General features: G+C 56.4%; 17 protein-coding genes, 1 pseudogene and 1 riboswitch. Of the genes and pseudogenes, 6 read left to right on the top strand and 12 right to left on the bottom strand.

Annotation, left to right across the window (positions count from 1 at the left end; all coding sequences use genetic code 11):
• Positions 1–29 precede the first annotated feature (29 nt).
• Positions 30–222, bottom strand: a riboswitch (cobalamin riboswitch).
• 202 nt (positions 223–424) lie between these two features.
• From MJ257_RS20795 to MJ257_RS20780, 4 genes are read left to right on the top strand one after another with little or no spacing between them, the layout of a single operon-like run.
• A complete protein-coding gene (locus tag MJ257_RS20795; RefSeq protein WP_240271057.1) occupies positions 425–1,423 on the top strand; it encodes a multicopper oxidase domain-containing protein in 999 nt (332 codons plus the stop codon).
• A 43-nt stretch (positions 1,424–1,466) separates the two neighbouring features.
• Positions 1,467–2,006 (top strand): DUF2249 domain-containing protein, encoded by a 540-nt coding sequence (locus MJ257_RS20790; protein ID WP_240271056.1) that lies wholly within the window; start codon positions 1,467–1,469, stop codon positions 2,004–2,006.
• Positions 2,007–2,019: 13 nt separating this feature from the next.
• Complete coding sequence (locus tag MJ257_RS20785) at positions 2,020–3,261, top strand: hypothetical protein (protein WP_240271055.1); 1,242 nt, start codon at positions 2,020–2,022, stop codon at positions 3,259–3,261.
• Between the two features lie 27 nt (positions 3,262–3,288).
• Complete coding sequence (locus tag MJ257_RS20780) at positions 3,289–3,588, top strand: metal-sulfur cluster assembly factor (protein WP_240271054.1); 300 nt, start codon at positions 3,289–3,291, stop codon at positions 3,586–3,588.
• A 65-nt stretch (positions 3,589–3,653) separates the two neighbouring features.
• Here the strand turns inward: MJ257_RS20780 and MJ257_RS20775 are convergent, their stop codons facing one another.
• The 7 genes and pseudogenes from MJ257_RS20775 to hrpB form a co-directional block, all read right to left on the bottom strand.
• Positions 3,654–4,037 (bottom strand): cupredoxin domain-containing protein, encoded by a 384-nt coding sequence (locus MJ257_RS20775; RefSeq protein ID WP_240271053.1) that lies wholly within the window; start codon positions 4,035–4,037, stop codon positions 3,654–3,656.
• A gap of 108 nt (positions 4,038–4,145) precedes the next feature.
• Positions 4,146–4,793 carry a response regulator gene (locus tag MJ257_RS20770; RefSeq protein ID WP_240271052.1) on the bottom strand — a complete coding sequence of 216 codons (648 nt, stop codon included), beginning with the start codon at positions 4,791–4,793 and terminating at the stop codon, positions 4,146–4,148.
• Complete coding sequence (locus MJ257_RS20765; RefSeq protein WP_240271051.1) at positions 4,790–5,629, bottom strand: sensor histidine kinase; 840 nt, start codon at positions 5,627–5,629, stop codon at positions 4,790–4,792. Before MJ257_RS20765 ends, MJ257_RS20770 begins: the two co-directional genes overlap by 4 nt.
• Positions 5,630–5,795: 166 nt before the next feature.
• A complete protein-coding gene (gene nagE / locus MJ257_RS20760; protein ID WP_240271050.1) occupies positions 5,796–7,262 on the bottom strand; it encodes an N-acetylglucosamine-specific PTS transporter subunit IIBC in 1,467 nt (488 codons plus the stop codon).
• Positions 7,263–7,293: 31 nt separating this feature from the next.
• A complete protein-coding gene (locus MJ257_RS20755; protein WP_240271049.1) occupies positions 7,294–7,791 on the bottom strand; it encodes a PTS sugar transporter subunit IIA in 498 nt (165 codons plus the stop codon).
• Between the two features lie 285 nt (positions 7,792–8,076).
• A pseudogene (locus tag MJ257_RS20750) lies at positions 8,077–10,165 on the bottom strand (glycosyl hydrolase family 18 protein).
• A gap of 481 nt (positions 10,166–10,646) precedes the next feature.
• Positions 10,647–13,361 (bottom strand): ATP-dependent helicase HrpB, encoded by a 2,715-nt coding sequence (gene hrpB / locus MJ257_RS20745; RefSeq protein WP_240271048.1) that lies wholly within the window; start codon positions 13,359–13,361, stop codon positions 10,647–10,649.
• Positions 13,362–13,538: 177 nt separating this feature from the next.
• Between hrpB and MJ257_RS20740 the strand changes: the two genes are divergently transcribed.
• Positions 13,539–14,888 carry a hemolysin family protein gene (locus MJ257_RS20740; RefSeq protein WP_240271047.1) on the top strand — a complete coding sequence of 450 codons (1,350 nt, stop codon included), beginning with the start codon at positions 13,539–13,541 and terminating at the stop codon, positions 14,886–14,888.
• A 247-nt stretch (positions 14,889–15,135) separates the two neighbouring features.
• Entirely contained in the window at positions 15,136–16,101 is a 966-nt protein-coding gene (gene gluQRS, locus MJ257_RS20735; protein WP_240271046.1) for a tRNA glutamyl-Q(34) synthetase GluQRS, read from the top strand.
• Positions 16,102–16,132: 31 nt separating this feature from the next.
• Here the strand turns inward: gluQRS and MJ257_RS20730 are convergent, their stop codons facing one another.
• The 5 genes from MJ257_RS20730 to MJ257_RS20710 all read right to left on the bottom strand — a co-directional run bounded on the left by MJ257_RS20730 (position 16,133) and on the right by MJ257_RS20710 (position 19,426).
• The gene (locus MJ257_RS20730; RefSeq protein WP_240271045.1) at positions 16,133–16,498 is read right to left on the bottom strand and encodes a DnaJ family domain-containing protein; all 366 of its coding nucleotides are present in this window, start codon (positions 16,496–16,498) and stop codon (positions 16,133–16,135) included.
• Between the two features lie 134 nt (positions 16,499–16,632).
• The gene (locus MJ257_RS20725) at positions 16,633–17,442 is read right to left on the bottom strand and encodes an SDR family oxidoreductase (RefSeq protein WP_240271044.1); all 810 of its coding nucleotides are present in this window, start codon (positions 17,440–17,442) and stop codon (positions 16,633–16,635) included.
• Positions 17,443–17,542: 100 nt separating this feature from the next.
• Positions 17,543–18,178, bottom strand: coding sequence for an ABC-2 transporter permease (locus MJ257_RS20720; protein ID WP_240271043.1), 636 nt, complete (start codon positions 18,176–18,178; stop codon positions 17,543–17,545).
• A complete protein-coding gene (locus tag MJ257_RS20715) occupies positions 18,171–19,040 on the bottom strand; it encodes an ABC transporter ATP-binding protein (RefSeq protein ID WP_240271042.1) in 870 nt (289 codons plus the stop codon). The genes MJ257_RS20720 and MJ257_RS20715 overlap by 8 nt, the downstream gene beginning before the upstream one ends.
• A gap of 2 nt (positions 19,041–19,042) precedes the next feature.
• Positions 19,043–19,426: a GntR family transcriptional regulator gene (locus tag MJ257_RS20710; RefSeq protein ID WP_240271041.1), complete on the bottom strand. Its 384-nt coding sequence runs from the start codon at positions 19,424–19,426 to the stop codon at positions 19,043–19,045.
• Positions 19,427–19,508: the final 82 nt, after the last annotated feature.

The following is a 19,508-nucleotide window of genomic DNA, read 5'->3' as shown; positions in this document are numbered from 1 at the left end:
TTAACACCTCCCTATCTCCCGTAGGTACAGCAGTGCCGTCGAAATAGGCAGGTCTCCTGGCTTCGGCATCATCGCCGGATGCGGCCTTCCCGGTGATCTGATCACCAGTGGCATCTTGCACCCGACTCCTCCGTTACAGTGGCGGGACCGCGCCGGCGTTACACCGGACTTCCCTTTTAAGCTCCGGCACTTGGCCGGAACACCTATTTCCGCTATATTCGGTTGGAATATACCTACCATCTTACTTCATGTCCCTAGCGAATACAACACCAAACATATCGGAATTTAAATGTTTATCGACAACATTTTTGACAACTTTCATGTGATACATATCACAATCCACCTCTCAAACCCATCGTACGATGGACTTAATCAAATGGAAATGCCTGATGCTCCCCATTAAATATAGAAAGAGGAAGGAATCATGAAATCGCGGAACATCCTGAAGTGGTTGTTGTTGAGTTTGTCCGGTCTGGTCATGGTCGCTGCTGCCTGGTTTGCGTTCCCTTCGGAGGAGTCCCAAGTTAGCGAAGCCGCTCCACAAGAGGAAACGCCGCATCTTCATCAACTGCCCGTCGATCCGGTCATTCATCGTGAAGGCAATTCCGTACGCATCGAAATGACCGCGCAGCGGACCGACATCGAGATTTCCGAAGGCGTCTCCTACCCGGCCTGGACGTTTAACGGTACGGCGCCCGGCCCGGTATTGCGCGTGAAGCAAGGCGATCAGCTGGAGTTTACGCTCAAAAATAGGGACCCTGAAATGCCGCATTCGATGGATTTCCATGCGGTCCACGCCGCCCCCAGTCAGAAGTTCGTCGAAGTCATGCCTAATGAGCAAGGCACGTTTACTTACCCCGCCGATACGCCCGGCGTGTTCATGTACCATTGCGGCGTTAGTCCGGTACTGCTTCACGTGGCCAACGGAATGTACGGAATGATTATCGTCGAACCGAAAGACGGTTACCCCACGGACGCGGACATCGACCAAGAATATACGATCGTCCAAAGCGAATGGTACGCGGAGAACGATTTGGACGCTTTTCAGCAAGGCGATCCGGAGTATGTCGTATTCAATGGCGATGACTTCACGTTAAAAGAACATCCCTTCCTCGCCAAAGTCGGCGACAAGGTTCGGCTATACGTCATCAATGCGGGGCCGAATCACGTTTCTTCGTTTCATGTGGTCGGTACCACTTTTGATCACGTCTACCTGGACGGTAACCCAAGCAACGATTTGCATGGCATGCAGACCGTATTGCTTCCGGCCGGCGGCGGCGCGGTCGTCGAGTTTACCGTCACGGAAGAAGGCGATTACCCGATTCTAACCCATCAACTCAATGACGCCTACTTGGGCGCAACCGCCATCCTGCGCGTAACCCGGGACGGATTGGATCATGGAGCTCCGGCGATGAGCCATTAAGGAACAGATCTCTACCGCAAACTCATGAAAGAGGTGAAGCCCTATGAATCGAGAAGACGCCAAAATCGTTGAACTGGACGTCCGGGAGCAGCTCCGGAATAAGCTGGAGCCGTTCCAGTTGATCATGGATACCGTAAAAGCGCTGGGAAAAGACGATATTTTCGTGCTGCACGCCACCTTCAAACCTACGCCGCTGCTCGGGTTTCTGAAAATGAAATGCCTCGTCGGCAAATCGACCCAGCACGGTAAAGAACATTGGATAACCACGTTTGTCCATAAGAAAAATAAAACATGGCTGGAGCAGGTCGATCCGGCAACAGCTGTTCCCGAGACACCAGACGCATCCGACGAACCTGCCTTCAGCACCAACATCATACAACTCGACAACCGCGGCCTCGAACCTCCTAAGCCGATGGTGCGGACGTTAGCCGCGCTGGACCGCTGCAAACCGGGCGACGAGGTGCATATTCACAACGACCGGGTCCCGGTTTTCTTGATCGAGGAATTAAACAGCCTAGGCTGCACCTATACGGTGGAAGAACAACCGGACGGAACGGCGAAAGTCCAGATCCGCAAACCTTAAGGAGGTGAACCTGATGCCGGCCATGTCCCGTCTGCCCTTTCTGTTTATCGTTACGGGAATCTTCGGATTCGTCCTGTTTCACGCAACTTCCTTGATGTCACTCACGGGCTGGATCGGCGATGACATTCGCGGACCGGCCGGCTGGTTCCAAGTCCACCTGTTCGTGCTGGGCTGGGCGACCATGCTGGCCATGGGTGCCGTCTACCAGCTGATCAACGTCATTTTACAGACGAACCTCTACAGCGAACGTCTCGGTTACGTTCATTACGCGTTGTTTACCGTCGGCCTGTTTGGTTTGCTATTCGGCTTCATTCAAGGCGATACGTATTGGATCGGCGGCTTCGCAACGCTCGCTTTCTCGGGAATCGTCCTGTTCGTCTGGAATATGGCCGCCACGCTTCTGCGGGCCGGAACGTGGAACGCGATCACGATCAGCACGGCCTGCGCGGTGCTGTACCTCCTGCTCACCGGTTTATCCGGGATGGCTATGGGGATTAACTTGGCTACCGGCCTTTATACCGATTTGCATGAAAATCTGTTTGGCACGCATATTTGGCTCGGGACGTTGGGGTGGTTCGGCCTTTTGATCACCGGATTCAGCTACAAGCTATTGCCGATGTTTTATTTGTCCCATGATTATCCGACCCGTCTGGAATACGTCGTCTTGGCGTCGTGGAATGCGGGGGTTTTGCTTGGCGCAACCTCCTTCCTGTTCGGCTTGCCGGCTGGCTACAAGATCGCAGCATTATTGTTAATCGTCTCGGCTATCCTTGCTTATAATGTCCATCTGCTGCAGATCCGCAGCAAGCGACATAAGCGCAGCCCGGGAGCGGGCATTGAATGGACGGTAACCGGAAGCCAAATCTTTGCCGTCTTTGCCGTAGCGTTCGCGGTGCGGGCGCTGCTGTCGCCCGAACATCTGCTGGACACCCATACCGTACTCACGGTCGGCTGGGTTTATCTAAGCTGCTGGGTCTCGTTTACGGTGCTTGGATATGTATCCAAAATCGTGCCGTTTCTGTGGTGGACCCACAAATACGGCAAACAGGCCGGACGCCCGGGAACGCCGGTACTGGCCGACCTGCTGGACGAGCGAAAAGCGAATCTCGGCTTGACCTTGATCCTTTGCGCCAATATGACCGTCCTCATCGGCCTGGTTATCGGTTCGCCGATCGTCATCGCCGCCGGAGGTGCCGCATTATCCATCGTTTCGGTGGCTTACATCGCCTTGATCGCTTTGGTTTTTGCTCATTAACGACATTACAAATGGAGGTTGATTGCCATGAATAAAATCGATCAAATCCGCGAAAGCCTGCGGGAGGTTTATGACCCCGAGCTGGGCGTGAATATCGTCGATCTCGGGCTCGTTTACGACATTCGGGAAGAAGATGACCAGGTATACATTCAAATGACCTTAACGACGCCGGGCTGCCCGATGCATGATACCATCGTTGGCGGCGTTCGCTGGGTTCTTAGCGATCAGTTGGGAATCCAGAACCCGGAAATCGACGTCGTATGGGAACCGCGCTGGTCGCCGGAACATATGTCGGAGGCGGCGAAGGAGCAATTGGGGTATTTTTGATTCCAAAGGTACTCCCGATATCAAAAAAAGCTGGCGGCTTCATCTTTGGGATGAGCCGTCAGCTTTTATTTTACAATGAAGCGGCCTTTCATTTCCTTGTGGTTCTTGCCGCAGGAGATGTTGCAGGCGAACTCGAAAGTCCCGGCTTGATCGGCCGTAAAGGTGAGTGTTTTTCCCCCGCGGACTTCCTTGTTGTATCCTTTGATTTTCAGCGAATGCATGCCCTGCGTATTCTTCAACGTAATCCGTACCGTGTCGCCCCGTTTGACCTTGATCTCCGTCAAATCATATCCCGACGGGCTGGCATGAACGGTGAACGATTTAACCGGTCCTTTCGCTTCCGCCGCCGGCTCCGATCCGCCGATATAGCGTCCCGGGGCGTCGGCGCATGCCGATAGCAGAAGCATCCCGCCAAGTAAGCAGGCAACCGCACCCAGACGGTGGTTCATCGGCTACTCCCCCTTCTTCAACTAAGAGCTAATCTCAGTTTAGAACGGGAAGCACACATGCCTTGTGATTTCCATCACAACGTCGACATTGGCACCCACATCTGCGAATCAACCTCGTCGATCGATCCACCCCTGCTCCAGAGCATAACGCGTCAGTTGGACCCGGTTTTCCAAATGCAGCTTCTGCAAGATGTTTTTGAGATGGTTTTTCACCGTTTGATCGGAAATGTGCAACACCCCGGCAATCTCCCGATTGGTCATGCCCTGCGCCACCCAGCCGAGGATTTCCCGTTCGCGGGCGGTTAACGGAGGTTGTTCGCCGCTTTCTCTCTTGTTCACCGGAAACTCCTGCAAAATACGCAAAGCGAGCTCGCTGGACAACGGCGCTTCGTCGCTGGCTATCGCCCTTAAATATTCCAACCATGTCCCGGGTTCCAGATTTTTGAGCAGGTATCCCTGGGCTCCCTGCTTCAGCGCTTCAAACAAATGGGCGGCGTCATCCGATACCGTGATCAGGACGATCTTCACGTAAGGATAGCGCAGCTTGATCTCGCGGGTCGTCTCCAAACCGTCCTTGCCGGGCATGCGGATATCCATCAAGATCAAATCGGGCATCCACCGCTCCGTCTGTGCCATGGCCTCGTCGCCATTTTCCGCGTAAGCCACGATTTCAAACGTTTCATCCTCGGCCAAAATTTCTCCGATCGCCTCCCGAGCATGAGGATGATCGTCAACGACCAACACCCGAACCTTCATCCCAGACCGCCTCCTCCCCGAATTTCAATCGTCGTATCTCCCGGCCGGGAAGCTACAATCAACTCCCAGCCCATCTCGTTAACCCGCTCCTTCATAATCCGCAGGCCGTAGCGGCCCGGATTTAAGGCATCCTCCTGCGCAAAGCCGCATCCTTGATCGGCGATCTTCACGACGAAGTCTCGCGCATCACCGGATGCCGAGATCCCGATGTCTTGCACATTCGCATGCTTCGCCGCATTGATCACCGCTTCGCGCAGGCAGGACAACAGCTCCATCTTCGCTTTCGCCGGCCAATCCGTTTCCTCCAACTGCCAATCCAGCCGCAAGGTGAGCTGCTGTTCAGAAGCGATCCGTCGTACGATCGCCGACATTGAGGCTTCCTCCGTGTCGCCTTCCTTTGTATTCGGCGGAATCCGAAGGTCAGAAATCGCCTCCCGCACATAACGGTTCACTTCATGAATCGTTTTGCGCAGCTCGTTCCAGTCCGAAGCGACTCCCTCCGTCTGCTGCTGGCGTTCTGCCCGGTCCACCTTCACGGATAACAAGAACAAGGATTGCGCAATACCGTCATGCAGTTCGCGGGCCAACAGCTCCCGCTGTTCCAGACGGGCTTTCAGCGCCCGTTCCCGCTGCAGTTCCTCCTGCATACGCTCCAAGTAAGCAAACCAGCGGTACAGCAAAGTAATGCTGACCGCGAATAAAAGGATCGGCGTCAAGACATTCCCAAGCTCCATCGACACATACGGCATGAGAAATTGGTGGCGTACCACCTCCCACACCCCGACCACCAGCGTCGGTACGATCAAAATCAACCATTTCGTGAATTTGTAAGACATCGTTTATCCCCTTACGCCCGTTTTCCATCGACTTAACTTTACATAACTCGAGGTCCGGCTGGCAAGGTTTAGACAGATTTTTGAATCCTTTCGCAAGTTTAAACCGTAAAATAAAAAAGCAAGGCGGAAGTGCGATTCCGCCCTGCTTTGCAATACGTGCGTTGCCTTACAGCATTTTTTTGATGTCATCCTTGATCGCTTCGGATTGCGGTCCGAACACGACTTGGACTGCGCCTTTGCCGAGTCTCATGACGCCCGATGCGCCCAGCTGCTTCAAAGCGGCATCGTTGACTTGTTTATCGTCCTTGACGACGAGGCGAAGGCGGGTAATGCACGCATCCACGGATTCGATGTTGTCCGGTCCGCCGATGTTAGCCAGGATCTTGGCCGAACGGTTGTCGGTGGAAGCTTTGCCTGTTCCGGAAGGAACTTCCTCTACCACTTCGGCAATATCTTCGGCATCTTCACGGCCTGGCGTTTTCAAATTGAACTTGACGATCATGAAGCGGAAGATCACATAGTAAACAACCGCCGTAACCAAACCAACCGGTATCAGCAGCAACGGCTTGGTCGAGATTTGATAGTTTATCGCATAATCGATGAAGCCGGCGGAGAAGCCGAAACCAAGCTTCATGCCCAGCGCGTAAGTCACGTAAGCCGCAACCCCCGACAGGACCGCGTGAACGGCATAAAGCAGCGGGGCAACGAACATAAAGGCAAACTCCAACGGCTCCGTGATCCCTGTTAGGAAGGAAGCCAGTGCAGCCCCCAGGAAGATGGAGCTGACCATTTTGCGTCTTTCCGGTCTAGCCGTATGAATGATCGCAAAGGCAGCGGCCGGAAGACCAAACATCATGATCGGGAAGAAGCCGGTCATGAACATGCCTGCCGTTTTGTCGCCAGCGAAGAACCGGTACAGGTCGCCGTGAATGACGTCGCCTGCGGCGTTGGTGAAGTCACCGATTTGGAACCATACGATCGAGTTGATGATGTGGTGAAGGCCAAACGGAATCAGCAAGCGGTTGGCAACGATATGGATAGCCGAACCGAAGCCGCCCAAGCTGGTAACCCAATCTCCAAAGATATCCAAGGCGGTTTGAACCGGACCCCAAATCAAGCCGAAGATCAAACCGACGATGACCATCGTTACCGCGGTGACCATCGGAACAAATCGTTTTCCCCCGAAGAAACCTAACCAATCCGGCAGCTTGATATTATGGTACCGTTTGTAGAGATAAGCCGAAATACAACCTACGATAATCCCGCCTAGAACGCCCATGTTCAGTTTGGTGTCGGCGGATTGCATGAGTCCTGGGAAAATGCCCGGTACTCTACCAAGCACGTTCAGCAAAATCAGATGACCGATCACAGCGGACAAAGCGGCTACCGCATCTCCGGCCAAACCGATCGCTACGCCGACAGCAAAAATAAGTGGAAGATTATCGAAGATCGTTCCCCCACCGGCTGCCAGGAACGGAGCGATATACGTGTTGAGGAATCCCCCAACCCCATCCCCCAGGTGAAAATCCTTGATGTAGTCGATGCTGCCGAACCTGAGCAGAATCGCGGCCGCAGGCAGTGTTGCAACCGGCAGCATCAGTGACTTACCGATTTTCTGGAGAAAAGCTAGCATGCACAAACCATCCTTTCCTTACTACAAAATTTTATTGTAAAACCGCCTTCAAAATGACGTTTCCGCCTGCCGTCACAGGACCGGTGATGGTTTCCACGCTGTTCGTCACTTCCCCGGCGTTTGTTACTATAATTGGCGAGATCACCGGATAACCGGCTTCGCGAATGGTCGCGAGATCGAACTCGATCAGCAGCTGACCCGCTTTGACTTTGTCACCCACGGCCACATGGGCGGTAAAGCCCTCGCCTTTGAGCGACACGGTATTAATCCCGAGATGGAACAGAAATTGCAAGCCTGACGGATGCTCCATCATCACGGCATGGCTGCTTTTGATCACATGAACGATTTTGCCGTCAAACGGCGCGACCAGTCGTCCTTCACGAGGTTCGACCGCCAATCCCGGCCCCATATGGCCACCGGCAAAAGCTTCATCCGGTACTTGGGCTAACGGTACGGCCTCCCCGGATAGCGGCGACAGGATTTCTAAAACCTTACTCTCGGTGCTTTTCTTTCTCCATTTGGAAAACAAGTGACTCTCCTCCTAACTTACTTCCTATATTCTGGCAACTTCGCGGGAACTCTATGCCTGTTCCCGGAGTGCCAGGAGAAACGGGCGCAAAAAAATAAGAGCCAAGAAAAGAAGCCTATATAAAGTAGGACTGCTTTCCTTGGCTCATGCCCATTTTGAATCCATGGTAACACGCCAGAAGTCATTTGGTTTTCGGTTATGTGATTATAATAATTCAAGCTATCCCTAGCGTCAATAGAAAAATTGAAAGCGTTCACGCAATGTCAGAAATTCACAGTTTTCCCCTCATTGCGCCTGGAACAAGGCAGGCACCTTATCCGGTTCCCAACCCGGCAACGACGTATGGGCTTGAATCACTTTATAGGTTACTCCGTTGTACGTCACGAGTTGATTGACAGCATATGACGTGTACGGCGCCCACGCTGCCGGTCCCGAACCGGTCGAATCCGTCGTGACGGTCACGGCGTTGCTTGCTGGCGAGAAGTTGCCTGCTGCATCTTTCGCCTTCACGGTAAACGTATACGGGGTCGATGGCGTAAGACCGCTGATCGTAGCGGTTGTCCCTGTCACCGTCGTGACGAGTTGATTGCCGTTGTAAACCTCGTAACCTGTCACGCCCACGTTATCGGTCGAAGCGCTCCAACTCAGGCTGACGCTGGACGAGGTTTTGGCCGTCACCGCAACGTTGCTTGGGGTGGTCGGAGCGATGGTGTCCCCCGGGGTGGTTCCGGGTTCGGTCGTTACCGTCAGCGGAGCGCTGGCTGGCGAGACATTGCCCGCAGCATCCCGCGCCACGACCGTAAAGCTATAAGCCGTGGCCGGCGCAAGCCCGCTGATCGTGGCTGTCGTCCCCGATACGCTGGCCGCTTGCGCTCCGTTACGGGATACGTCGTAACGAACAACGCCCACGTTATCGGAGGATGGCTGCCAGGTTAAGGTTACGGAGGTGGCCGTCTTGGAGGTGGCCGTCACGCCGGTTGGCGCTGACGGAGCCAACGTGTCTTCCGGTGGCGTTACGCCGCCGCCCAAATCGCTTCTCAGCTTGGTTTGCAGTGTTTTGTTGCGGTCACCGCTCAGCTCCCAGAACATGGCTCCGGCAAGGCCGCGGTTCTTGATATAATCGGTTTTGTAGCCGAGCGATTGCGGATCGTCGTAGGAGATGAACCGTCGGTTCGAAGCATTATACAAGTAGGGAACCTTGGCCGTATCGTTCCAATACCGGGTATAACCGTTCTTATTGAGATAGTTCGCTTCCAAATCATAGTAATCAAAAGAACCGGCCTCCCAGGTTCCTACGGAAGAGGCCCCGCTGGCGCTTTGGTACTGCCCGTTGCCCGCATTGTTCGCGCCATCCCAGCCGCGGCCGTAAAACGGAATGCCAAGCACCAATTTATTGGCAGGCACGCCGGCGTTCAAATGGCCCTGTACCGCGGTGTCGGCGTTAAATACCGAGGCGCTGGGCACGCCGGCACTGCCTGCTGCCGGATCGTAGTACAGCGGCGCATTGTGGGCCGTGATTTGCTGCCAGCCGCCGTTGAAATCATAGGTCATGATATTGATCCAATCGACGATGGATGCGATATTGCCAAGTTCCGTATTGCTGACGAAAGAGGGCGAAGCTCCCGAGGCGATCGTCAGCAAATATCTTTTGCCGTCCGCGGCTCCGGCCGCATCCAGCTTATTGCGAGTTTCCCGCAGCAGCTTCGTATAGTTCTGCTTATCCTCCGGACGATAGCTGTTCCCGGGCAATCCGCCGGCAACCGGATACTCCCAGTCCAAATCGATGCCGTCGAAATTGAACTTGCGCAGGAAATCGACGGCCGAGTTAGCGAATGTTTCACGCGTGACCTGGCTGGCGGCCACATCGCTGAACCGGTTGGACCAAGTCCATCCGCCCACCGAGATGATCGTCTTCAAGTGTGGATTCGCCTGCTTCAGCTTGTTCAGCTGATGGATATTCCCGGCGATCGGCTGATCCCAGGTGTCGCCGGGAAACTGTTTACCGGCATCGATCCAGGGGTCGCCCAATACGATCGTGCCGTTGGGCACGTTAATCGTTTGGCCTTTCTCGTCTTGCGTCGGCCAGGTTACCGGATTCGGCCCGGCCGGGTCCGGATTGCCGTGCCGGCCGTCCCAGGCTATCGGCGAAAGCATAATTGATATGGGTAATCTTGGAGGCATCGATATCAAAGACATTAAAATTTCGGGTATACGCACCCCAAGATGGATAATAGGCGACGATTTTGTAGGGGTCGGCCGCCTGGGCGGCCTTCGGTTGGAGCAGGCCTCCCGGAAGCAATAGAGATAAGGCGAGACAGGTCATGGTAAACAGCTTCCACTTCATGGCGAAACTTCGGGTTCTCATGGAATGCATCACTTAAATCCCTCTCTTTCAATCGAAATTGGATTGGAATAAAGCTAGCAACAAGACGCCTCATAACCGGTAAGCCTCCAAAGCTTGTCCCGGCGCCATTAGGAAGTCTCTGGAAAGCTTACAAATCTATTAAATCATAATAGATTTGGTGATAAAAGGATAAATTTCTATTATTTAATCGAATTCGCGGTTCGCAAAACGCAAAAAACGCAGCGATCTCTAAAGATCGCCGCGTTTACGGCGTGTGATTGCACACGGTTAAGTCAATGTATTCGATTTTTCATATACATTTTGTCGCGAAACTTTGAATTCGTGAAATCTATTCGATTTTTCATATAGATAATCGGCTTCCGCCTCCCCATAACACATATCTATATGAATTTTCATATAGATCCCGCAGAATCGGCTGATTCAAGCAAATTGTAATCGATTTTTCGCATACAATTCACATCTCAAGTCAGCGGTTCACATCCATCCCTGCTTAACGCTGCCCATCCGGCCGTACCTTTCGGGTCGCGGTCGCCTGAAGCGGGTCATCCGGCCAGTAATGCTTCGGGTAACGGCCCTTCAGATCTTTTTTCACTTCGAAATAGGTGTGTTGCCAAAAATTACGCAGGTCCGAGGTGACCTGAACCGGACGGCTGGCCGGTGATAGCAAATGCAGCGTGATCGGAACCCGCCCGAAACCGATTCGCGGCGTCTCCATCATGCCGAACACTTCTTGAAGACGTACAGCGGCATAAGGGGCTTGAGGCCCATCGTAATGCACCTGGATTTTCGAGCCGCTGGGGACGAGCAGGTGCGTTGGCGCTTCCGCGTTCAACTCCTGCTGCTGTGGCCAAGTCAGCAAGTTCTCCAGCATGCTGTATAGAGACAACGCCTGCAGATCCGCCCGCTTGCGGACACCGGACAAATACGGCGCCAGCCACTCCTCGGCGGTCGCTGCCAACGTCTCTTCGGAGACATCCGGCCACTCCTCGTTCAGGTGGTGCAAGAACATCAGCCGCTCCTGCAGCTTACGGGCCTTCTCCGTCCACGGCAGGATGGCGACGCCTTTGGCGGCAACCGCATCAAGCAGCGCTTGCGTAATCTGCTCGGGGCCGGGCGCAGGATCCGGCTGCTCCCGCAGTACGATCGCGCCGAAGGTTCGGCGAATTCTCGCCCGCACCGTACCGGAAGCGTCATCCCACTCCGCGCTCCGCTCCTCGGCGATATCCGCCCCGTGATGGCGGTATACCTCTTCTTCTTCCAGCGGAGCCGCCAGCAGAATTCGTCCTTCCGTCCCCTCGTCATCCACTTCGGCAATCGCCAGGAACGCCGAGAGACCCAGCGCGTCCTTGGAGAGCAATTGGGCGCCCCGCCCGTTGCGCATCAAATAACGACCGTCGGGGCGGCGGAAAGCGATCCGATCCGGATAGGCAAAGGAGACGAGCAAGCCGCAGCAGCGGTCAAGGTCTGTCCCGTCGGCAGGGGATCCGGCTGCACGGAAATGCGAGGCCTGCTCGGTTGCCGCGGACGGTGCTTCTTCGTCCGGCTGGCCGGCGGACCCGGCAACGTCCGTCGGCTCGAAATCGGGGTCGTCCTCGGCATCGGGGACGACCGGTCCGCCGAGCTCGGCGGACGTATCGGGCGAGCCGGGCGATGCAGCGCCGGCCGGCTCAGTGAATGCGAGCCGCTCCAGCTCGGCGAGCCGCTGCTCCCACTGGCGAGCGAGCGCGGCGACGCGCCGCAGCCCGTCCGGCGCGGGCTCCTGCGCCGCGGCGGACGTCCGGCCGGACGCGGCCAGCACCAGCGCCAGCCGGCCGCGCAGATCCGCGTCGCGGCCGGCTGGCCCGCGCAGCAGGTCGCGCTCCTCGAGCAGCGCGGCCAACGCGCATGCCGGCGCGCCGAGCCCGAGCTCGCGCGCCCGCAGGAGCATATGCGCGAGGCGCGGGTGCAGCCCGAGCGCGGCCATGCGGCGGCCGTGGGCGGTGATGCGCCCGGCCGCATCGAGCGCGTCCAGCTGGCGCAGCAGCTGGACGGCCCGCGCGTACGGCGCCGGCGGCGGCGCGTCGAGCCACGCCAGCTCGTCCGGCGCGGCGGCGCCCCATGCCGCCAGCTCCAGCGCGAGCGGCGCGAGGTCCGCCTCGAGCATCTCCGGCGGCGTCCGCGCCGCTAGCAGGCGGTCCTCCGCCTCGCTCCATAGGCGGTAGCACACGCCGGGCGCCGTCCGCCCGGCGCGTCCCCGCCGCTGGTCGGCGGAGTCGCGGGCCGCGCGGGCCGTCACGAGCCGGCTCATGCCGGTGCGCGGCGAGAACAACGACGTGCGGCGGAGACCGCCGTCGATCACCACCGTCACGCCGTCCACGGTCAAGCTCGACTCGGCGATCGACGTCGCTAGCACGACCTTGCGCCGCCCCGCCGGTGCCGGTTCGATCGCCTGCCGCTGCTCCGCCTGCGGCAACGCGCCGTACAGCGGCGCCAGAAGGACGCCGGCCGGCAGCTCGCCCGCCAGCAGCGATTCGACGCGGCGGATCTCCCGCGCGCCGGGCAAAAACACGAGCACACTGCCGTCGTGCGCCGCCAACGCGCGGAGTACCGCGCGTTGGACCGTACGTTCCAGCGGCTCCTTGGGCGTTCCCGGCGCATACACCGTTTCCACCGGGAACATCCGCCCACGGCTTTGCACAATCGGTGCGCCGTCCAGCAAGTCGGCGATCGGCCGGGCATCCAGCGTCGCCGACATCACCAGCAGCCGCAAGTCTTCGCGGAGCAGTTGGCGGCTTTGCCAAGCCAACGCCAGTCCAAGATCGGCATGCAGGCTGCGCTCATGGAATTCATCGAATATGACCAGACCCGTTCCGAGCAGCGTCGGGTCCTGCTGCAGCAGCCGCGTCAATATCCCTTCGGTCACCACCGTAATTCGCGTCTTGGCCGACACCCGGCTCTCGCCCCGCATCCGGTAACCGACCGTCTCGCCAACGGCTTCGCCAAGCTGGGACGCCATATATACGGCAGCGGCCCGTGCCGCTAAACGGCGTGGTTCCAGCAGCAAAATCCGCTGTCCCTCCATCCAGGGTTCGCCGAGCAGCGATAACGGAACCCGCGTCGTTTTGCCCGCCCCGGGCTCTGCCAGCAACACGGCGGTTCCCGCCGTGCCGAGTGCCGTTTTCAATTCAGGTATAACTTCATCAATAGGCAAAGGAAGCTTTGTCATGATTCTCTCCTTACGGGTTACACTATGAAAACATTTTACCATAGGGAGCAAGTCCCGCGAGTCCAGCCTAAAGAGCGAACGAACATGTCCTGTAAAGGGTAGTGCGTGCGCGTTGATCGTCGTTAACATAAGGCTGCAAAGTAGTCGTCGGACTTGAGAGATCGGAGGAAAAACGTGATGTTCAAGCTGCTCGTTATTTTACTGCTTATCGCCTTGACCGCGCTGTTCGTGATCATTGAAGCTTCGTTGCGTGCCTTACGCCCTCGGACCATCGAAGCTTGGGAACGTGAAGGCCGGCGCGGCGCGGCCGCGCTCCGGGCTATCTCGGAACGGCTCGACCAGGCGTTGTCGACCTGCCAGCTGGCCATCACGGCCAACTCGCTGACGTTGGGTTGGCTGGGCCAACCGGCCGTACGCAGCCTGCTAGCCCCCCTATTTGTCCGCCTGCCCTTATCCGCGCCGGTGGAAACCTTCTTTTCCTTTCTGCTCGCCTTCGTGTCGATTACCTATCTGCATGTCGTGCTTGGCGGATTGGTCCCGCAGGTGTTGGCGGCCCAGCGCGGCGAAGCCGTCGTTTTGGCCGTTGCCCGGCCGTTGCTGGGGTTAAGCACCCTGCTCTCCCCTTTCCTCTGGCTGCTTAACCGTTCGTCCCGCCGAATCGTTTCGCTGCTGGGCCTAAAACCTGCGGCGGACTGGAACGACGCGCATAGCGAGGAAGAACTGCGGATTCTGCTGAGCGAAAGCCTGGAAGGCGGCCAGATCAACAAAAGCGAGTATAGCTACATGAACCGGATTTTCGCCTTTGACGAGCTGCTCGCCAAAGACATCATGGTTCCGAGGACCGACATGGTTTGCTTGGATGCGGCCAAGTCACGCGAGGAGAATTTGCGGATCATCCGCGAGGAGCAATACACCCGATTTCCCGTCATCCGCCAAAATAAAGACGATATTATCGGCGTCATGAATACGAAAGCGTTGTTTCTCGCCCCCGAGAATCAGGCAGACGCTCCTCTGACTTCGTTGGTTCGTCCCGTGATGACCGTCTCGGAGAGCATCTCCCTCCCGGCCCTGCTGACCAAGATGCAGAAGGAACGTTCGCATATCGCCGTGCTGATCGACGAATACGGCGGCACGAGCGGCATGGTCACGATCGAGGACATCCTGGAAGAAATCGTCGGCGACATCCGGGACGAATTCGATGCGGAGGAAGAGCAGGAAATTACCGAAGTCGCGGCGAATCACCTTATCGTCGACGGCAAGGTTTCGGTTTCTTTAATCAACGATTTGCTGGGGGCCGGGTTGGAGGAAGAAGACGCGGATACGATCGGCGGCTGGATTTATGGGCAGAACCTGGATATCGAAGCAGGAACGCGGTTCTTGTATGGGGACTTGCAGTTTACCGTACTCGAGCGCGAAGACAGCCGGATCCGCAAAATCGAGATCGAAAGGCTGGATGCGCCCAATATCGGCAGCAATTTCAGACCGGAAAGCGGCGTAGAAGACGAAGAGCCCGAAGCGCGCTTGTAAAAGGGCCACCCAACATCGCCCATCAGGAGCAATATGATGAATGTATGCGAATAATCGAATAGAATTCGACGTTATCGGCGATTACGTCGGAATGTATATGATATTTCATAACAATTTGCGCAATCAGAGCACGTAAGAGTAGAATCTATATGAAAAACCGAATAGAATTCGGAAATTATGACGTCAGCAACATTTTATATGCGAAAAATCGAATTCAATCTAGGATGAACCAAGGAAGTGAAGCAGCATGAAACGCGGACGTTTTGCGCCTACCCCTTCCGGCGACATGCACTTGGGCAACGCCAAAATCGCGCTGCTGTCCTGGCTGCAAATGCGCGCAACTGGAGGGGTCTTCGTCCTGCGCATCGAAGACATCGACATCCAGCGCTCTAAGCCGGAAATTACGGAACGCATCCTCGCCGATCTTCGCTGGCTGGGCTTGGAGTGGGATGAAGGGCCGGGAGCTTCCGAAGCTTCCGGGCCGTATCTGCAGAGCCAGCGAACCCGCTTGTATGAAGAAGCGTTGGCGAAACTTGCTGCGGACGGACGGCTGTACCCGTGCTTCTGCAGCCGGGCGGAGCTGCTGGCCGTGGCCGGTGCGCCGCACGGCCTGTCCTCGGAAGGTGCGCCCTATCCCGGCACCTGCCGCGGCTTAAGCCCGGAGGAGCGGGAGCGCCGAGCGCAGCACAAAGAGCCGTCGCTCCGGTTTGCGATCGGCCCGGAGGCCGTCCGCTTCGTCGACGGCATCGCCGGGACGCAGGTTTTCCCGCCGGGAAGCGGCGGCGATTTCGTGGTGCGCCGGGCCGATCGCTTGTACTCGTATCAGCTGGCGGTGACCGTTGACGATGCCCTGATGGGCATCACCGATGTGCTGCGCGGCGACGACCTGCTCGACTCCACGCCCCGCCAGCTCCAACTCTACGCCGCGTTAGGCTTGACGCCGCCGGCATTCGCCCACGCTCCCCTGATCCTGGGCGAGGATGGCCGGCGGCTGGCGAAACGCCATGGCGATCTGGGCATCTCCGCGCTGCGCGCCGCCGGCGCGAAACCGGAAACGGTCATCGGCTGGCTCGCCTACATCAGCGGCTTGCTAGACCGTCCGGAAGCCGTACCGGCCGATGAGTTAATCCCCAGGTTCCGGCTGGACCGGATTTCGCGGGAGCCCTTTATTCTGACCGAAGCGATGGTGCGACGGCTTCTCCCCGGCGAATAGCCGCCATAAGACGTCAACCTAATCGACGAAACTACTCCAGCTTCCGGCGGATCGCCTCTTCATACTGCCGGAACGCCGGATTCGTCAACAGGCCGCGCTCGTCGGCCAGCAGGTTCAGCCGTAGCTGTTGCTCCGACAGTTGCTTCCTCAAAGCCTGCTTCTCCGGCCCCTCCTCGCAGGCGGCAAGCAGGTCGCTAAGCCGGACCATCTCCTGTTGCAGTTGGATTTCCTCCGGGACGTATCCGGCGTTTTTCATTAGCTTATAAGCCATTCTCAAGTCCTCTGGAACTCCGGACAAGTCCTCCACATTCAGCGGTTTGCCCTTCCCGGGCAAATGGTCGAACTCCCCGCGCGCCATTGCTTCCGCGATTTTTTGTTCCGCTAGCCATGACAGCATCCTGATCCCTCCTCAAGCGCTTTTCTGCTTCTATCATAGCACAGGCGTAAGTTCCGTCATCCCCTCGGGTTGCCCATCCCTGTCCGTAAAAAGAAAAACGCCTCCGCAATAGCGAAAGCGTTCATGTTGTTTGCTTATAGCAGCGACTCCGCCCCGTCAATGACGATCCGGGCTCCGGTAATGTGAATCGCCTCGTCCGAACCTAGGAAGGCGACGAGGTCCGCGACGTTTTCGGGTTTGCCCGGACCATCCGCTAAAGGCTGCGATCCCTCCGGGTATTTGACCGGAATGACGATTTCCTGCAACTCCTTGGATTTCTCCGTCGAAGCGTCAATATTGGTGGAGATCGCGCCGGGGCTGATGGCATTCACGCGAATTTTGAACTGGGCCAGCTCTAGGGCTAGCATTTTGGCAAACGCCACCTGCCCTGCTTTGGTCGTGCTGTAAGCCGACATCCCGAAACCGGAAAACGTATCGTTCCCGTTGATGGAGCTGGTGATGATGATACTCCCTCCGCCTCGTTGTTTTAGATAGGGGACCGTATATTTTACGGTCAGGAACGTGCCCGTCAGATTGATGCTCAACGTCTTCTCCCAATCCTCGAAGCTTAAATCCTCGACTGGCGCCAACTTGCCGTTGATGCCCGCATTGGCGAATACGACGTCGATGCCGCCGAAATGCTCGGCGGCTTCGCGAACCGCCTGCTCGACCCGTTTCGGGTCCGCCACGTCAACGTCATACGCGCGAGCCGCACCCTCACGAATGGCGTTGATTTCCCGCGCCGCCTGCTCCGTACGCTCGTCCAGCAGATCGAACAGCGCTATCTGCGCCCCTTCGCTGGCCAGCTTCACTGCCGCCGCTTTGCCGATGCCGGAACCGGCCCCGGTGATGATCGCGGTTCTTCCCCGGTACCGTTCGCGGTTCGTCGTCTGATTGCTTGTCATGGCTTCACACTCCTAAGATGAGAATGGGTTCTAAGTCGGTAAGACTTCCTGCCTCTATCCAGATTACCCATTTCGGAGTGTTTTTTAGTCAAAAAAAAGGTTATAAATCCCGGCGGGCAAAGATCGATCGCGACACCGCGAACGAAATGACGACGGCCAGGCCGACGACGCCGGCACCGAGAAAGCCGGCCGCTGCCGGATGCGCTTTGACGGCCGACGACAGCAGCAGAGTATCTTCATCGCTCATCAGACCAGACGCCAGTTGGCTGCCGATCATAATGACGATAATCATCGCCACGTTCAGATATTGCGCGCCTTTCAAGCCAAGCCAGTAGTAGATCGGAATATAAATCGCCATAAACAAAACCTGCGCGTAGAAGATGCCGATCATTTGCCCGGGGTTGATCGCGACAGGCTGGCCATGAAACGCATTGGCACCCGCGTTCACAAGCATGCAGAATACGAAAGCGAGCAGCATCATCATAAAGGCAGAAGCGTATTTGGACAGGACAAGGAAACTGCGGCGTACCGGCAAGTTGACCAGAAATTGCTGGCTGGACAGCCGCATGTCGGCATTCAGAGCCAGAATCAGCACCATGCCCGGCAGCATGCCGTATAAAGGGGAATTGTCCGTTTGCACGAATCCGGAGAACACGACCGAATAAATGACCAACAGCCATATATATCGCTGCATCAGCAGCAGATCTTTGCGAACCAAATGGATCAGACTAGGCATGGGTTACCTTCCCCCCTTTCGCCGTATAATACATGATCTCCTCCAAGGTAGGGCGTTCAAACAGCGCGTTGCCGCCAAACAAGGCGTAAGCCTGCTCCCGGTCCTTCGCCAGCGCTTCGAATCCGACCGCCGTTTCTCTGACGCCGATCAGTTCCCTGCGCACATCCGCATCCAGGAGTTCGCCGCTCCCCTTCACGATGACGTATTGCTCCAGAACTTCGTCCTTACTGTCCGAAAAGACGAGCTTCCCACGGTTTAGGAAAGTCACGTAATCGGCTACGCGATCCAAATCCGTCGTCAAGTGCGTCGAGAACAAAATCGTATTGGTTTCGTCCAAAATATAGTCGGCCAGCAAATCAAGGAGTTCGCGGCGAAACACCGGATCCAATCCGGCCGTCGGCTCGTCCATGATCAGCAGCGTCGGGTGGTGCGCCAGCGCCATGGCGATGGCGAACTTCATTTTCATCCCCTTGGAGCAATCCTTAATCTTCTTGCGCTTCGGCAGCTCGAACAAATCCATGTACTTGTTGAACAAGGCATCGTCCCAACGATCGTAAAAAGGCGCAACGATCCGCTTCATTTGTTCCATCGTCAGATACTCGTAATAGATATTTTCATCGGAAATATAGCCGATATGCTGCTTGTAATTGCCTTCATTCCCCGTGACAGGTTGGTTCAATACGGTGATCCGCCCTTCCTCCGGCAGCACCATGCCCATGATCGCCTTGATCACCGTGCTTTTCCCGGCTCCGTTGGGTCCGATCAGTCCCGTAATGTACCCTTGCGGCACGGTAAAACTTATTCCTGACAAAGCAAAGCTTCCGTAATGCTTGACGAGTCCTTCCACTTCCAGCGCATTCATCCTCAAGCCCCTCCTTCTTCGTGATCCAACAGTTTGATCCACTCGATCAGTTCATCGGTCGACATCGGGAGGCTTCTGGATTCTTCCAGAACTTCCCGAAGTTTGCTTTCCAGCGCTCTGAGCCGCTGCTCCCGGATAAATTCCTGATTTCCTCCGGAAACGAACGAACCCTTACCGACCACCGAGTCGATCAAGCCTTCCTGTTCCAATTCGTTGTATGCTCGTTTCGTCGTGATGACGCTGATCTGCAAATCCTTGGCCAGCTGGCGAATAGATGGCAGCGCCGTTCCCGGCGCCAGCCTTCCTTGCAGGATCGCGTCGCGGATTTGCCTGACAATCTGAAGGTAAATCGGTTCACCTGAGGAATGGGAAAGCAAAATATCCATGCTTCACCTTCTTAGATTGATTATTTTGTTAACAGTGTATATATACAATATATACATTATGAACGATAAAATCAATTCTTTC

Source organism: Paenibacillus timonensis (genome assembly GCF_022427145.1).
GTDB lineage: Bacteria > Bacillota > Bacilli > Paenibacillales > Paenibacillaceae > Fontibacillus > Fontibacillus timonensis.
Note: the sequence above shows the minus strand (reverse complement) of the source record. Positions and strands in the feature narration are given on the sequence as shown.

Bases quoted from the DNA above. Each gene is read 5' to 3' on its own strand.
- MJ257_RS20795 (WP_240271057.1), top strand. From the start codon at position 425: ATGAAATCGCGGAACATCCTGAAGTGGTTGTTGTTGAGTTTGTCCGGT.
- MJ257_RS20730 (WP_240271045.1), bottom strand. From the start codon at position 16,498: ATGCTGTCATGGCTAGCGGAACAAAAAATCGCGGAAGCAATGGCGCGC.
- gluQRS (WP_240271046.1), top strand. From the start codon at position 15,136: ATGAAACGCGGACGTTTTGCGCCTACCCCTTCCGGCGACATGCACTTG.
- nagE (WP_240271050.1), bottom strand. From the start codon at position 7,262: ATGCTAGCTTTTCTCCAGAAAATCGGTAAGTCACTGATGCTGCCGGTT.
- MJ257_RS20780 (WP_240271054.1), top strand. From the start codon at position 3,289: ATGAATAAAATCGATCAAATCCGCGAAAGCCTGCGGGAGGTTTATGAC.
- MJ257_RS20765 (WP_240271051.1), bottom strand. From the start codon at position 5,629: ATGTCTTACAAATTCACGAAATGGTTGATTTTGATCGTACCGACGCTG.
- MJ257_RS20710 (WP_240271041.1), bottom strand. From the start codon at position 19,426: ATGGATATTTTGCTTTCCCATTCCTCAGGTGAACCGATTTACCTTCAG.
- MJ257_RS20725 (WP_240271044.1), bottom strand. From the start codon at position 17,442: ATGACAAGCAATCAGACGACGAACCGCGAACGGTACCGGGGAAGAACC.
- MJ257_RS20720 (WP_240271043.1), bottom strand. From the start codon at position 18,178: ATGCCTAGTCTGATCCATTTGGTTCGCAAAGATCTGCTGCTGATGCAG.
- MJ257_RS20785 (WP_240271055.1), top strand. From the start codon at position 2,020: ATGCCGGCCATGTCCCGTCTGCCCTTTCTGTTTATCGTTACGGGAATC.
- MJ257_RS20770 (WP_240271052.1), bottom strand. From the start codon at position 4,793: ATGAAGGTTCGGGTGTTGGTCGTTGACGATCATCCTCATGCTCGGGAG.
- MJ257_RS20740 (WP_240271047.1), top strand. From the start codon at position 13,539: ATGTTCAAGCTGCTCGTTATTTTACTGCTTATCGCCTTGACCGCGCTG.
- MJ257_RS20790 (WP_240271056.1), top strand. From the start codon at position 1,467: ATGAATCGAGAAGACGCCAAAATCGTTGAACTGGACGTCCGGGAGCAG.
- MJ257_RS20775 (WP_240271053.1), bottom strand. From the start codon at position 4,037: ATGAACCACCGTCTGGGTGCGGTTGCCTGCTTACTTGGCGGGATGCTT.
- hrpB (WP_240271048.1), bottom strand. From the start codon at position 13,361: ATGACAAAGCTTCCTTTGCCTATTGATGAAGTTATACCTGAATTGAAA.
- MJ257_RS20715 (WP_240271042.1), bottom strand. From the start codon at position 19,040: ATGAATGCGCTGGAAGTGGAAGGACTCGTCAAGCATTACGGAAGCTTT.